Genomic DNA, 14,384 nt, shown 5'->3' with positions numbered 1-14,384 from the left:
TGGGACATTGACAAAGCAAGGCCCGGCTGCGGCAACGACTACGGGTTATGCTGCAACACCCAGCCATACCTGCTCCTATGGCCACAACGGCCGGGCACCCTTTCTCCGCGGGCAAACAGACCATTACCCGGGAAAGTATCTCCCGGAACAGGAAAAATGTCAATCTGGCAGCAAAGGGCTATGTTAAATTTTCGGCACAGGGGGATTTTCAGCCAATAAAAAACCCCGGACCAGCAGGCCCGGGGCTTTTTTTATGACAAGCAGTTTTATTTATTTTTTATTGGCAGCTGGTTTAGCGGCTGGCTTGGCAGACGCTTTTTCACGGCTGGCCATGTTTTCTTTGATCTGTTTAACGGTTACGTTGTTTGGATCAATAGCGGACAGCTTATCAGCATACACCTGAACATTGGCTTTATCTTCCTTGAAGTAGTAGTACAACAGTTCATAAGTATAAGCGAAAGTCAGGGTGTTTTTGTTTTTGTCAGCGCCGTTAGGCTCAGTGATTTCTATGTATTTATCATAGAAAGGCTTAGCAACACCGCTCTGGCCCTGCTGATCTTTGGCAAAGTTGGCCTGGCCTCTCCAGTAATAACCGGTGCCCAGTTCTGGTTTCGCCTCTATTACTTTCTGAAACGCACCATCTGCTTTGTTGATCAGCGCCGTATCCACTGGTTTGGAACCAATACCGGCATAGTAATAGTTGAGACCTACGTTGAAGTAGTCGATAGCGCCCAGTGTTTCTTTATTGGCCAGACGCAGCTCATTGGCTTTTTCATACCAGTCACCAGCCTGTTCGAATTTTCTCGCAGCTTTCAGTGCTTCAGCGATCTGGATGTAAGTCTCAGGATCCTTAGCGGTAGTGGAAGAAGCGAATTTTTCCAGGTAGCCCAGTGCTTTGTCTGTGTACTGGTTCTGTGTAGCAGAATCAGAAGATTTCAGACGGAGGTAGATAGTGCTCAGCAGTTTGTAGTCGCTGGAGTCCAGTTTGCCTTCACCTGCAGCCTGCACATAATCATCCATTACTTTTTTCGCGCTCAGGGAATCGCCTTTCTGCAGGTAAGCATCACCTACCAGCAGGCTAAACTTGTTTTTATAAAACTCGTTGGCACCGGCCATGGCGGCTTTACCTTTATTGATAGCGCCATCGTAGTCTTTTTTGAAGAACGCTACGGAAGCAGCCAGGTATTCGTTTTTGGTTTTATCTGCCGGGTCAGCGATGGCCATGTATTTCTCCAGGTATTCAGCGGCTTTTTCCCATGACAGCTGATCTTTTTTAGGAGTAGTATAGAACAGGAACAGCTCATTGAAGGCGGGAGCATAGTTCGGGTCCATATTGGTAGCTTTGGTCCAGTCAGCCACTGCTTCTGCTTTCAGTCTCGCGTTGTAGTTTACGAGGCCTTGTTTCATGACAGCTTCAGCGCTGTTGGCGTCCAGCTCCAGGGCTTTATCGTAAGCAGCGATGGCTTTACCGCCGTTTTCGCCGCCCAGGTAACGGTAGGCGTCACCTTGTTCGATATAGTCAGCCGCGGTAGCGGTGTACATTTCTTTTTTCTTGCGGCCTTCGTTGTTCAGGAGCTTGTCCATTACAGTGAGGGCATAAGCGCGGTCACCGCCTTTTACTTCTGTGTTGGCATCAGCAATGGCGCGGGCCACGTCGCCATCACGGCCCTGGGTAGCAGCTGTAGCAGCTTCAAATTTAGCTTTGGCGGCAGCAGCATCACCTTTTATCAGATCGATACGGCCCATACCAGCCTGCAATAAAGCTGAAGTTGGAACGGCCTGCAAACCCTTCTGGAAAGTAGCAGTTGCGCCGGCTACGTCTTCCATGGCGAGTTGTGCTATACCCATGTAATAATAAGCTTTGTCTTCAGTTGGTTTCGCAGCAATTACCTTTTCAAACGTCTGTTTGGCGGACAGGTTTTTACCATAATACAGGTCTTTCAATCCATCCTGCACAGATTGAGCCATCACACTGCCGGAGGCGGCGCACAGCAATGCTACGAGTAAACTTTTCCGTCTGTTCATTTGCAATCTGGTTTTTTAGTTTTAGTTGTGTTTTTTTGACTATTTAAGGTTGGCTTCCCTGAATACCACGTTCAATCTCGCGGGAAATAAGCGGGCCTGTTTGATCACGAGTTGGCCCTCATAACTACCAAGGAAGGTAGCAAATCCCGAGCCTAAACCATGGTAAGGCTCTTTCAGACAAAAGAAGAAGCCACGTTTTAATGGATAGGACCCGATACCAATGTAAGCCTGATAAGGCAATACAAATTCCGAACCATTATCCGCTCTCAGCTTTACAACGGACACTTTGTTGGTGAATGCGAGGGCCAGTGAATCGCTGGGATCAGAGATCCAGCTCACACCTATCACGCCGATTGCGTCCTTGTTTTTGGCGACGTAATCTATCACTTCCGGGTTAGTCTTGGCTGCCATGGTATTGGCTGGCAAAGGTTTACCTTTATTGATGGAATCCTGAATATAACGTACGGTGCTCGAGTTGGCATTATCAAACACCAGTTGCCATTTCCTGTCTTTATTAGTGCCGTCCATGATGCCACGCACCTGGTCCATCGTGAGGATGGAATCCGGATTAGCGTGGTTCACTACCAGTGCCAGTGCGTCCCAGGCCAGCATTAAGCTTTGAGGCGTGATCTTTATCTTCTTGAAATAATCACGTTCGGCAGCACTGAAATCGCGTGTGACAATGATCAGGCGCGCACTATCATTTAAAAGATCTTTAAAGCACTCTGCTTCCGGTTTGTAGGAAGCAATGATATGTGCCTTTGGATACAATGATTCAAAAACCTTGATTTCCGAATCCAGTAACGGTTTATACGTCTCATCCACGCTGATACGTATCTCCCCTTCTGTGGCCGTATCCACTTTTTTCGCATTAGGATTGGGGCCGCAGGCCGCCAGCAGTAATGTCAAGGCTGTTAAATATACAGCATACTTTTTAGTAATCCTGAAAAACATATCTTCCGTCTCTTTAATTCCTGTTAAAAAATAACTTCCGGATACCATTATACACCCTGAAAATACCATACAGCATTAATGCGATGCCCAATATGACCATCCCTTGCCGGGATATACGGAATTCACCCAATCCAAGCTTTTCCGCGAAGATGGCGAAAAGCCCGAAAAGAATAAAGAAGATACCTCTTATCAGTTCACCCATAGGCCTGTACCGGTTTTCCGGTAGCCTGTTTGTTTGTTCGTCTTGCATTTCCTTCTTGCGATTTACAATTATACAAAAAAATATTTTTTAATCTTGATTCTCGAATTTTAGAGGAATGTTAAAAAAAAGCTGCAAAACCCTTACCGGATGACCATAGAAGCGCAATTTGAGGCATTTTTTCAACATGTTGTAATTTTTTGATTTAAAATTTAATCATTTCCCGTTATTTATAGTTGATGCATCCGCGTGTTGTATCGAAGCAAAATCAGCCGGGCCGACTGCTTTTGTTGACTAAAAGATGCAAATAGATGAACATTTCCATAATAACTTGTAGGTTTGCGGCCTGATACGCAATTCTCTGAAACGATGAAGATACTGATGGTATGCCTTGGTAATATTTGCCGCTCGCCCCTGGCGGAAGGTATTATGCGGCAGCTTGCACAAGAAAAGGGGCTGGACTGGGAAATAGACTCGGCAGGTACGGGCAACTGGCATGTGGGCCATTCCCCGGACCACCGCGCCATCCGCGAGGCACGCCGCCAGGGCGTGGACATCTCCGGCCTGGCCGCCCGGCAGTTTGAAACAGCCGATTTTGACCGGTTTGACCGCATCTATGTCATGGACCATAACAACCATCGCGACGTACTGAAAAAAGCCCGTAATGAAGCGGACAAGGCCAAAGTACGACATCTGCTGGCAGATGACCAGGACGTGCCCGACCCATGGTTCGACGACGCCCTCTTTGCCCCCGTATATCAACTGATCTTCAATGCCTGCAAAGACATCGCCGATCAGGAACTGTAACTACCACCATCACGATAATATTTTTTGAAGATGATAAAACCCGGTATTCCCAACGGAACCCGCGACTTTGGCCCTGTTGTAGTCAGAAAACGCAACTATATTTTCCGGACCATCCGCGAAACATTTGAAGTATTCGGCTTCCAGCCACTCGAAACACCCGCCATGGAGAACCTCTCCACCCTTACCGGCAAATACGGCGAGGAAGGCGATAAACTCATGTTTAAAATACTCAACAACGGCGATATATTTCCTAAAGCACAAGCTGCCACCGATAACAAATCACTGGTAGCCGCCCTCTCCGAGAAAGCGCTCCGGTACGACCTCACCATCCCGTTTGCCCGGTATGTGGTGATGAACCAGAACGACCTCGCCCTGCCTTTTAAACGCTACCAGATGCAGCCGGTATGGCGCGCCGATAAACCCCAACGTGGCCGCTACCGCGAATTCTACCAGTGCGACGCCGACGTGGTAGGCAGCAACTCCCTCCTCAATGAAGTGGAACTGCTCCTCATCTACGACACCGTGCTCACCAAACTGGGCCTGCAAGGCTATGAACTGCGCATCAACAACCGCAAAATACTGAGCGGCCTGGCCGAAGTAATCGGTAAACCGGAACTGCTCACCGATATCACCATCTCCATCGATAAACTGGACAAGATCGGCGCGGAAGGCGTACGCAAGGAACTGGCCACCAGAGGACTGACAGACGCGGACATCGCCACCATCGAGACTTTCCTGGCCATCAGCGGCACCAGTGAAGAAAAACTGGCACAGCTCAAAACCCTGCTCCAGTCATCTCCTACCGCCCTCAAAGGCATCGAGGAACTATCTTACGTGCTCAACTCAGGCTTCGGCACCTTCAACACCACGCCGGAAATCGACGTGACACTGGCCCGTGGCCTCAACTACTACACCGGCATGATCGTGGAAGTAAAAGCGCCTCCCACCGTGAAAATGGGCAGCATCGGCGGCGGCGGCAGATATGACGACCTCACCGGCCTCTTTGGCCTTAAAGGCATTTCCGGGGTGGGCATCTCCTTTGGGGTAGACCGCATCTACGACGTACTGGAAGAACTGCAACTGTTCCCGCAGGAAGCGCAGCAGTCCACCAAAGTACTGTTCCTGAACCTCGGCGATGAAAGCGCCCGCACATGCTTCAGCTATATGATGCAGCTGCGCGCCAAAGGCATCGCTGCTGAACTGTTCCACGAGAACGCCAAAATGGACAAACAGCTGAAATACGCCAATAAAAGAGGTATTCCGTATGTGATCATCCTCGGCGAAGCGGAACTGCAGGAAGGCCTCATCGCGGTGAAGAACTTCATCACCGGCCAGCAGGAGAAGATCAAGGCGGAACAGCTGGCGGATTACAATTTCTAATGTTTATTTATCGACATAAAAAAAGCGGAGATCAGTGATCTCCGCTTTTTTTATTATCTGAAAGTCAGTCAGCTTATTGCTTTCTTTTGGCAAATTCCGCTTTCGCTTTTTCCAGGTATTCGATAAATGCATTGGCATCCTCTTTCGGATCATAGCCATAGCCTTTATTCACCAGCGCAGCACCTGTCAGGTCTACAGGAATGTAGTAAGGCTGGGAGTTACGGTTGAAATGAGTAGCTTCCAGGTCCAGGTTTTTCTGGCCGATGTCCTTGATTTTGGTGCCATCGAATTTGGAAACATATCTTTCCGCTTCCGGCAGGGCAGTCTTTTCATCGGTGTACAGCGAAGCCACAATGAAATCGTTGCGCAGGATTTTCATCACTGCCGGATTGGACAGCACTGATTTTTCGAACTTACGGCAGTTCACGCAGGTGTGGCCGGTAAAGTCGAGCATCAGCGGTTTGTTGGCCGCTTTGGCTGCTGCCAGCGCTTCTTCATAATCAAAGAACACGTTTTCCACGCCCGGTATTTCAGAATGCAGGATGTCCACCAGTTTTTTCGGTTTGATGGCATTGGCATTGCCACCGGTGTTACCACCGCCGCCACCGCCGCTTTCCAGCGATGCCTGTATGTCTACGAGTGATTTGTTCAGGTTGAAGTCCTGTGAGCCTTCATGCGGCAGGAAGCCGCTGATGCCTTTAAGCGGAGCGCCCCACATGCCCGGGACCATATAGATCACGAAGGTAAAGGTCACAATCGCAAAACAGAGGCGGGTCACGGTCAGGAAAGGCACATCACTGTCGTGGCTGAACTTCAGTTTGCCGATCAGGTACAGTGTCAGCAGGCCAAAGATCGCGATCCACAGGGCCAGGAATATCTCGCGGTCCAGCAGGTTCCAGTGATAGGCCATGTCCACGTTGGACAGGAACTTCAGGGCCAGCGCCAGTTCCACGAAGCCGAGGGTTACTTTCACCGCGTTAAGCCATCCGCCGGATTTGCCGATTTTATTCAGCAGGCTGGGGAACAGTGCAAACAGGGAGAAAGGAATGGCCAGGGCCAGCGAGAAGCCGAACATACCTACCAGCGGACCGGAGTTACCGCCTTTCGCCGCCAGTACCAGCAGGTTGCCCAGGATAGGACCGGTGCAGGAGAAAGACACGATAGCAAGGGTGAGCGCCATGAAGAAAATGCCCATGAAGCTGCCCATGCCTGCCCTTGAGTCAGACACGTTAGCCCAGGAGCTTGGCAGCGAAATCTCAAACGCCCCCAGGAACGAGAAGGCAAACAACAGGAAGATCACGAAGAAGATCATGTTGGCAATACCATTGCTGGCGAGGGAGTTGAGCGCGCTGGCACCAAATATTTTGGTAATGAGAAAGCCCAGCAGGGTATAAATAACGATGATGGAGAGCGAGTAGACAAAGGCGTTTTTAATGCCCTGCGCCCTTGTTCCGCTGCGTTTGGTAAAGAAGCTCACCGTGATAGGGATCATGGAGAACACGCAGGGCGTGATCAGGGCGATAAAACCGCCACCGAAGCTGGCCAGGAATATCCACATCAGGGATTTGTTGGAAGCGTCATCTTCCGCCACGTCGCCGGCGGCAGTGCCATTGGCTGCAGGAGCCACGGTGTTGCCGTTATCAGTAGCAGCCGGTGCTACTGCCACATCAAAAGCAGCTTCTTCGGGGAGCACTTCTTCTCCTTTCAGCACCATGTAGGTGATATTGCCTTTGATTTTACCGGAAGCAGGCGTGCCTTTCACTTCAGCCACCAGCTCTACTTCGTTTTCAAAGTATTTGATATCGAGGTTGTCGAACAGCGGTTCTTTACGCTGTAAGATCTGACCTTTTTCAGTAATGGCGCCCAAAGTAAGTTTGGTGGCGCTGTCGGGAACAATGCGGGTGTTCGGGTCATCGTTGCCCATGGTAGTGGAAAACAACAGCGCTCCTTTTTCTATCGTTGCCCTGGCATGGAGTATGTATTCCTGGTCGTTTTTCTTTTCGGCGGAGAACTCCCACTTAACAGGCTTAGGGCTCTGGTCTTGTGCGTTGGCACCGAAGGTGAATAGCAGGAAGACCGGTATCAGCAATGAAAGCAAATGCTTCATATAGTCAATAGGCTTTAAAGAATATACAGTAGGTTAAACGACAACGAGTCCCCCGGGAGGAACTCGTTCATCGTATAGACATATTTTTGGTGATGGTGTGCAATTATTTTCCTCCCACACTTACCGCGAATTCCACTTCTTTCGGAGGAAGGCACTGGTGGTCGTCACATACCATGAACTCTACGGAGCCTTTCACTTTAGTGGCAGCCTTACCTTTAACAGTCACTGTTTGTACGAAGTTGACCGTGTTTTCGTAGTATTTCAGTTCAGAGTTAAAGTTTTTATCGAAGGATTTGTGCAGTTTGCCATTTTCTTTCACTTTACCGTCGGTAGCCACCAGCGGGTTTTTAGTGAATTTGAAGCTGGTAGGGACCGGGCCTTCGCCTGCTTCCTGTGCATATAAGTGCCAGCCGTTTTCGATGGTGGCGGTAGCGTGAACCTCGTAAGTGGTGGCATTTACCTTTTTGGAGGTAAAGCTCCATTTAACCGGATTCTCGATCTGCGCGCTTGCCAGGATAGGCAGGGCGAACAGTGCCAGTGCTGTGAGTAATTTTTTCATGTTTTTCTTTTTAATTGGTTGGTTGGTTGATTGATTAATTATTGTTGATCAGGCTTTGGAGTATCAGCTTTCCGTCAGTGTTACCGAGCACTTTGCTGGTAGCTCTTTCCGGGTGAGGCATCATTCCAAATACATTTCTCTGTTTATTGCAGATGCCAGCGATGTTACGGATGGCACCGTTATGGTTAGCTGAGTCAATAATATTGCCAAACTCATCGCAGTAGCGGAAGAGGATTTGTTTGTTTCTTTCCAGTTCGTCCAAAGTGGCGTCGTCAGCATAGTAACGGCCTTCACCATGGGCAATCGGGATCATCAGCGGGCGGCCGGTCACGTCTTTGGTGAGGGAAGCCTCGTTGTTTTCGCTTTTCAGGAAAACGTTTTTGCAGATGAACTGCTGGTTCTGGTTACGCAGCAATACGCCTGGCAACAGGCCTGCTTCGCACAGTACCTGGAAACCGTTGCATACACCTATCACACGACCGCCTTTGTTGGCAAATTCGATCACGCTCTGCATCATAGGGCTGAACCTGGCGATAGCGCCGCAACGCAGGTAGTCACCATAGGAAAATCCACCCGGTAATACAATACAATCTGTTGTGCTGAACGCGCTCAGGTCTTTATCCTTGTGCCACAGCTCTATTACTTCCTGCCCAAGATCGTTGCGCAGGGAATCAATCATGTCATGATCACAGTTAGAGCCCGGAAAGGTGACAACGCCAAATTTCATCTGAAAATGTTTTGTGTTTATATGTAAAAAATATTTTATTAATCGGTCTTCCCGCTTATTCACATGATATTAAACTCTTATATCAAAGCCACCGGGAAAGGACAAAATTACTTCTCCATTCGCAATTTTCCATTGCCGCTCATCCTGATTTAACAAATTACTGGCAACCAATCAGTTAAAAAAGCGGTCTAGCTGAAATATTGCATGACGATCATATACCCCAGTACAATGAAGTGGATCACATTGGCGAAGGTTTCGTTGGTGACAGACCAGAACACGTTGCCGGCAAACATCGCGATAGGCAAAACCGCCAGCACCCAATATGCGGGAGAGAAATGTACATTGAAAAAAGGCACCAGCATGGCCACTGCCACATATACAATCAACACAGCCCATATTTTACGGCCCTGGATCAGCATCTTCATCAGCGGGCGCTGCAACAGCAGCCAGCCCAGCACAAAGAACAGCAGGCAGGCGATCATCGCCCCCCAAACTTTATAATCGGTGATCAGCGGCAGCGACAGCCCGATGTTGGGAATCTGCCGCAGCAGGGTCATCTGGTTGGTCAGAAACAGGTATGTGCCCATCAGGTATATCGGACAGATAAGCCCCAGGATGGCAATAATCCACTCCGCCAGCCGGAAGGCACGCATAATCAGCATACTCACCAGCAGCAACAGGCAGAAAATAATAGAAGGGAAATAAATCAATCCACACATCCCGAGCGCAAAACCGATGTTAAATACCACATCGCGCGCCGAAGTCCGTGTGTACAGCTCCGTTATACTGGAAAACACCCACAACATGATCACGTTCACCAGCAATGCCGGGGAAAAAACATTCCAGCTTTGCAACAGGGAGGTGAACAGGAGGTAACACATCGCCGGCAGATAGGTCGGCTTGGGAAACAACCGGTGATGGTTGATGATCTTCGTCAGCAGTAAGGACTGCAACAGGATCAGCATCACCGCCAGTGCCGTAAATACAAAAGCGCTGCCGCCGGTGAGCACCTGCAGCCATTTGACCAGCAGGCTGTACAAAAGGCCTTCAGACCCATCCGCCATGTACGCGGCAGGATGTATCAGATAATAAAACTTGACCAGTAATGTGTATATCAGCAGGAGCAATACCGTAAGCGGATTGCCTGAACGGAAAAATCGTATCACAGTGCAAAGGTGTGATTAAAAGTCAATTTTAGCAAAGCAAATATAGTTTCTATATACACACGGCACCAACACCGTCCGGGCACTGATTTGTTTTCCATACCGGGGCATCCAGGTAAAACCCTTGTCCAGATTGCGCAGGGTAGGCATACGGGTTACTTTTCCACCCGGGGCCAGGCTTACGTCTGTCAGCAGGTAACTGCGCCTGTCCAGCTCATTGTACAGGAAACGCAGCTCGCTGCCGATGTTCACCATCAGGTAAGACAGGTACAGGTCTGCATTATCGTCGTACTGGCTTTTGCGGACAAAGTTGTTCCATTGCATATTGCCTTCTTCATCGAAAGACAGCACGGCCACGTTGTCATAATGATAACGCACGCCCTGTGAATTGTTCCAGTACCATGGGTTGTAATACCACGGAGAATAAGGAGAGTAATAGTAAGGGGAATAATACATGCCGCCATAAGGGGCGCCGTACATATAGTTCCAGCGGTTCCACGGCTGATAGCGGGAAGAGGTGGAAAACGATTCCGCTGTCAGCAGAAATCCGCCGTTGGCGGTATTGATGACCTTACGGATGAAATAATCATTAAACGCGCTGGAAGTGTTGGACTCCCCGCGGGCATTCATCTTCAGCTCATTGGAGAACACGACTGATTTTTCGTAGAGGGGCTTATCGTTCTGATAATCGTATTTGTACAGGTACATGCCTTCCACATTGCCCCGCTTCTGTTTGTAGTAGAAAGCGGTGATCAGCGCCGTATGGCGGTTGTTGTCCAGTTTCATTTTCACCTCATCGAGGAGCTGTCCCTTGAAAGACAGGGGTGATACCTCAAAGCTGTCTACCAGCGCACGCTTCATTACAAAGTTGCCGCTCACCACATAGTCCCGGTTGGAGGTACGTTCCAGTTTATTGAACACGAGGTCGCCTTCATTGGTCAGGCTGAAATTGCTGAGGAACTGTTTCCTGCCGGCCATGGGCAATGACAGGCGGCTGTTATTGACCAGCGTCATGGCGCTGTCGTACAGGAAAGTATAAAACACGTTGTTGTCTTCCTTGTCCTGATTGATTTTATAAACGAGGATACGGCGTTTGTCTTCAGACACCTCCATAGAATATACTTTGTTTTCCTTGGAGTACATGCCGATGCGGGTAGAGTCTATCATGACAGGCGCATCGTTGAACCGGGCTTCGGGCGTCATGGTGGCGCAGAAGCTGAACACGGCATCTTTGCGCTGGAACTGGTAGATCATCAGCACCTTGTCGGGATAGGCCACAAAGTCCATGCTGATCACCTTTCTGGGCAGGAAGTCCAGTTTTATCCGGTCTTTCAGTTGCATATCAGCATCATAAACAGACACGGAATAGTCGCCCCGGTCAGTTTTATAGACGAGTATATTGCCGCCCACCTTACCTATGATTTCAAATTCGGTACTTTTGTAATCATCTTTTTCTGGTTCGGAATAGGAGATTTTCTGCGCTACTGCTGCGCTGCCGGCGAAGAGCAGCATCAGTAACAGTTGGATGCGGTATAGCGTGTGCATACTCTGGTGTAGTTTCAATAATGCTGATGATGAAAATGGTAGCTGACGCGAACAACCGCGCCATTTCCAAACTTACATTAAAAATCAGAAATTAATACGGCAATTTACACGATGTAAACCGCGTCTTTACTTAAATACCAAAAGGCGGGATTTATTGTGTATTTTTAATAAAATATTTTTAAAGACATATACCTGATGGAGACCGTTATGATAACCGGCGGTACGGGGCTGGTAGGAACGGCACTAACCCGGCTGCTATTGGAGCGTGGCTATAAAGTGATCATTCTCACCAGAAAACCGGAGAAGGGCGTCAATACTGCTGTACATTATGCCGCCTGGGACGTGGACAATCAAACAATAGATGTCAGCGCCCTGCAGGAGGCCGACTATATCGTCCATCTGGCAGGCGCCAACGTAGGGGAGAAACGGTGGTCAGCGGCAAGGAAACAGGAGATACTGGAGAGCCGCACCAAAAGCAGTGAACTGATCGTTAAGTCCCTGCAAATCCATCCCAACAAAGTCAGAAAAGTGATCAGCGCTTCCGCCACCGGATATTACGGGGAAACAAAAGAACGCGCATTTACGGAGACAGACCCGCCGGCCACCGATTTCCTCGGCAGCACCACGCTGGCCTGGGAACAGAGCATTACACCGGTAGCTGCACTAGACAAGAAGCTGGTGATTTTTCGTACCGGCATTGCGTTGAGCCGGGAAGGCGGCGCCCTGAAAGAATTCTACAAACCACTGAAATTCGGCTTCGCCACGGTATTAGGCTCCGGCGACCAATACATCAGCTGGATCCATATACAGGACCTGGTGAGGTTATATTTTAATGCGATCGTGAACGATCAGCTGGAGGGCACTTACAACGCCGTAGCACCGCTGCCTGTGCGGCATAAAGAGCTGGTACTGGCCATGGCGCATGCCGCCAAGGGCAACAGCTTCATTACCAGTTATGTGCCGGCCTTTGCCCTGAAACTGGCGCTGGGCGAAATGAGCATTGAAGTATTAAAAAGTGTGAAAGCATCTTCACAGAAAATACAAAATACCGGTTTTCAGTTCTCCTACCCCACTATTGGTGAAGCCATGGCGCAACTATTCAAATAACCGTACCATGGCCGCTGCTTTGAGCAGGCACTCTTCCCATTCCAGTTCAGGATCACTGTAAAAGGTAACAGCGGAGCCGGTCTGAAAGGACAGGTATTGCCGCGTGTCATTGTAGATGATACTGCGGATCACCACGTTGAAGTCAAAATCGCCTTCCGGCGTGATGTAGCCTACCGCTCCGGAGTAGAGCCCACGGCGGCTTTGCTCATATTCTTCTATCAGCTGCATGACGCGGATTTTGGGAGCGCCGGTCATGGAACCCATGGGGAACGTATGTTTGAGGATGTCGGTCAACTGTGTGCCGGGAGCCGTTTCCGCCGCCACGGTAGAAATCATCTGATGTACCTGTGCAAAGGAATAGATACCGCACAGTTCTTTTACGTGTACACTACCCCGTAAGGCGGTATGTGACAAGTCGTTGCGTACGAGGTCTACCACCATAATGTTTTCCGCCCTTTCTTTGGGGTTGTTGCGCAACGCCTCCTGCAATGCCTTGTCCTGTACCGGGTCAGCGTGTTTTCTGCTAGTGCCTTTGATAGGTTGAGAGATAACGGTATTACCTGTTTTCTGCAGATATCTTTCAGGGCTGGAGCTGATCAGGTAACGGTCATGTAAACGGTAGTAAGCCGCAAACGGTGCGGGTGACAGGGCGTTTAGCTGCGAGAATAACGCAGGCGGATAAACGCTGGCATTTTCCATGAAGTTTTCCCGGCAGAAGTTGACCTCGTAGCAATCGCCGCGGAGGATGTGCGCCTGTATACCTTTCACGGCGCTGATGTAGCGGTCATGGTCCAGATGGGCCCGTAAGGCAGTCAACCGGGGCGCCGCAGGCGCATTAACGGTAACGGGCATACGAAGACAGTCCCGGTAAACAGCCAGGGCATCTTCTACAGAGAAGTGCATGCCGCCGATATGGACCTGATTGTTTTTCAGGAGGAGGACGACCCGGGGCTGAAAGAAATGCATGTCCGGGAATCCGGTGCCATCGGGGTTTTCAGAACGCAGGCCGGGGGCCGTTTCATTTTTGAGGTCGTAGGCAAGGTGACCGAAGAGCCAGTCGCGATGGGTGGCATAGAATTGTTCCAGCGCGGAAAAGGCGTTACCGGCAGCGGCTTCCAGTGTTTGCAGCGCATCAGCGGCCAGCAGTGCTTCAAAACGATGATAAGCAGACGGATAATTATTATTATCCAATAAACAACAAATGTTGAACTGGTTGGCCCAATTCAACATTTGTTGTTTAAATACTTTCTGATCGTTGACCGGAAAAGTGTGAAATATTCTGATACTAATCGCTTTTAATCCTTAAAAATCATCATCATCGTCATCAAAGCGGTCATTGAACAGGTCCATGTCCTTAAACTCGTCGTCGATGCCCAGGTCATCGTCGTCGTCAGTTTTCTTGCCACCTGCAGGGCGGCCGCGTTTACCTTTAGACTTAGGCATGTCAAACTCTTCAAAGTCCGGATCGTAGTCTTCGTCCTCGCCCTTTTCCCACGCGTCATCGACATCGTCCATATCATCATCGTCGTCATCTTCCTCATCGTCATCGTCTTTACGTTTGGATTTGGAAGCTGACTTATCTGATTTCTTTGAGGTTTTCTTGGATGTAGTTTCCTCTTCATCCTCGTCGTCCTCATCATCTTCATCCACCTCTTTCTTAGGCTTGGCCGCAGCTTTAGGAGCGTCTTTTGCAGTCTTAGGAGAAGTAGTTTTTTTCGTCTCTTTCTCTTTATCAGATTTTGATTTCATAATAGGTTCACTTATTTCTTTGCCGTAAAGTTTTAACAGTTTTTTTGATTAGCCAAATTTTT

General features: G+C 49.2%; 13 protein-coding genes. 3 read left to right on the top strand and 10 right to left on the bottom strand.

The features are described 5' to 3' along the window. Positions 1 to 270: 270 nt before the first annotated feature. The 3 genes from ACTJJS_RS19240 to ACTJJS_RS19230 are packed head-to-tail and all read right to left on the bottom strand — an operon-like array spanning position 271 to position 3,229. Positions 271 to 2,025 carry a tetratricopeptide repeat protein gene (locus tag ACTJJS_RS19240; protein ID WP_440664897.1) on the bottom strand — a complete coding sequence of 585 codons (1,755 nt, stop codon included), beginning with the start codon at positions 2,023 to 2,025 and terminating at the stop codon, positions 271 to 273. Between the two features lie 39 nt (positions 2,026 to 2,064). After that, complete coding sequence (locus ACTJJS_RS19235; protein ID WP_168870069.1) at positions 2,065 to 2,934, bottom strand: substrate-binding domain-containing protein; 870 nt, start codon at positions 2,932 to 2,934, stop codon at positions 2,065 to 2,067. A 58-nt stretch (positions 2,935 to 2,992) separates the two neighbouring features. Beyond that, the gene (locus ACTJJS_RS19230) at positions 2,993 to 3,229 is read right to left on the bottom strand and encodes a hypothetical protein (protein WP_440664896.1); all 237 of its coding nucleotides are present in this window, start codon (positions 3,227 to 3,229) and stop codon (positions 2,993 to 2,995) included. Positions 3,230 to 3,547: 318 nt separating this feature from the next. Here ACTJJS_RS19230 and ACTJJS_RS19225 point away from each other — a divergent pair, with 318 nt between their 5' ends. Together ACTJJS_RS19225 and hisS are read left to right on the top strand one after the other, a co-directional pair. After that, entirely contained in the window at positions 3,548 to 3,985 is a 438-nt protein-coding gene (locus ACTJJS_RS19225) for a low molecular weight protein-tyrosine-phosphatase (RefSeq protein WP_440664895.1), read from the top strand. A 30-nt stretch (positions 3,986 to 4,015) separates the two neighbouring features. Beyond that, entirely contained in the window at positions 4,016 to 5,365 is a 1,350-nt protein-coding gene (hisS, locus tag ACTJJS_RS19220; protein WP_168870072.1) for a histidine--tRNA ligase, read from the top strand. Between the two features lie 73 nt (positions 5,366 to 5,438). Here hisS and ACTJJS_RS19215 read toward each other — a convergent pair whose 3' ends face one another. From ACTJJS_RS19215 to ACTJJS_RS19195, 5 genes are all read right to left on the bottom strand, one after another. Beyond that, a complete protein-coding gene (locus tag ACTJJS_RS19215; RefSeq protein WP_440664894.1) occupies positions 5,439 to 7,472 on the bottom strand; it encodes a protein-disulfide reductase DsbD family protein in 2,034 nt (677 codons plus the stop codon). Positions 7,473 to 7,575: 103 nt separating this feature from the next. Next, positions 7,576 to 8,031, bottom strand: a complete 456-nt coding sequence (locus ACTJJS_RS19210; protein WP_168870074.1) for a protein-disulfide reductase DsbD domain-containing protein — start codon at positions 8,029 to 8,031, stop codon at positions 7,576 to 7,578. A 34-nt stretch (positions 8,032 to 8,065) separates the two neighbouring features. Then, positions 8,066 to 8,758, bottom strand: a complete 693-nt coding sequence (gene purQ / locus ACTJJS_RS19205) for a phosphoribosylformylglycinamidine synthase subunit PurQ (RefSeq protein WP_168870075.1) — start codon at positions 8,756 to 8,758, stop codon at positions 8,066 to 8,068. Between the two features lie 188 nt (positions 8,759 to 8,946). Further along, the gene (locus ACTJJS_RS19200; RefSeq protein WP_440664893.1) at positions 8,947 to 9,924 is read right to left on the bottom strand and encodes a hypothetical protein; all 978 of its coding nucleotides are present in this window, start codon (positions 9,922 to 9,924) and stop codon (positions 8,947 to 8,949) included. A 15-nt stretch (positions 9,925 to 9,939) separates the two neighbouring features. After that, complete coding sequence (locus ACTJJS_RS19195; protein WP_168870077.1) at positions 9,940 to 11,466, bottom strand: hypothetical protein; 1,527 nt, start codon at positions 11,464 to 11,466, stop codon at positions 9,940 to 9,942. 195 nt (positions 11,467 to 11,661) lie between these two features. Here ACTJJS_RS19195 and ACTJJS_RS19190 point away from each other — a divergent pair, with 195 nt between their 5' ends. After that, positions 11,662 to 12,573, top strand: a complete 912-nt coding sequence (locus ACTJJS_RS19190; protein ID WP_440664892.1) for a TIGR01777 family oxidoreductase — start codon at positions 11,662 to 11,664, stop codon at positions 12,571 to 12,573. On the opposite strand, the gene ACTJJS_RS19185 is transcribed toward ACTJJS_RS19190, so the two are convergent. Both ACTJJS_RS19185 and ACTJJS_RS19180 read right to left on the bottom strand, forming a co-directional pair. Then, entirely contained in the window at positions 12,562 to 13,764 is a 1,203-nt protein-coding gene (locus ACTJJS_RS19185) for an anthranilate synthase component I family protein (RefSeq protein ID WP_440664891.1), read from the bottom strand. The two genes, ACTJJS_RS19190 and ACTJJS_RS19185, sit on opposite strands and share 12 nt — an antisense overlap. A gap of 111 nt (positions 13,765 to 13,875) precedes the next feature. Continuing rightward, positions 13,876 to 14,322, bottom strand: a complete 447-nt coding sequence (locus tag ACTJJS_RS19180) for a hypothetical protein (RefSeq protein WP_168870080.1) — start codon at positions 14,320 to 14,322, stop codon at positions 13,876 to 13,878. Between the last annotated feature and the right edge of the window lie 62 nt (positions 14,323 to 14,384).

Origin of the sequence: Chitinophaga sp. 22308 (assembly GCF_052045305.1) — a bacterium.
Taxonomy (GTDB): domain Bacteria; phylum Bacteroidota; class Bacteroidia; order Chitinophagales; family Chitinophagaceae; genus Chitinophaga; species Chitinophaga varians_A.
The sequence above is the reverse complement of the archived record's forward strand: the minus strand, read 5'-3'. Positions and strand labels throughout refer to the sequence as shown.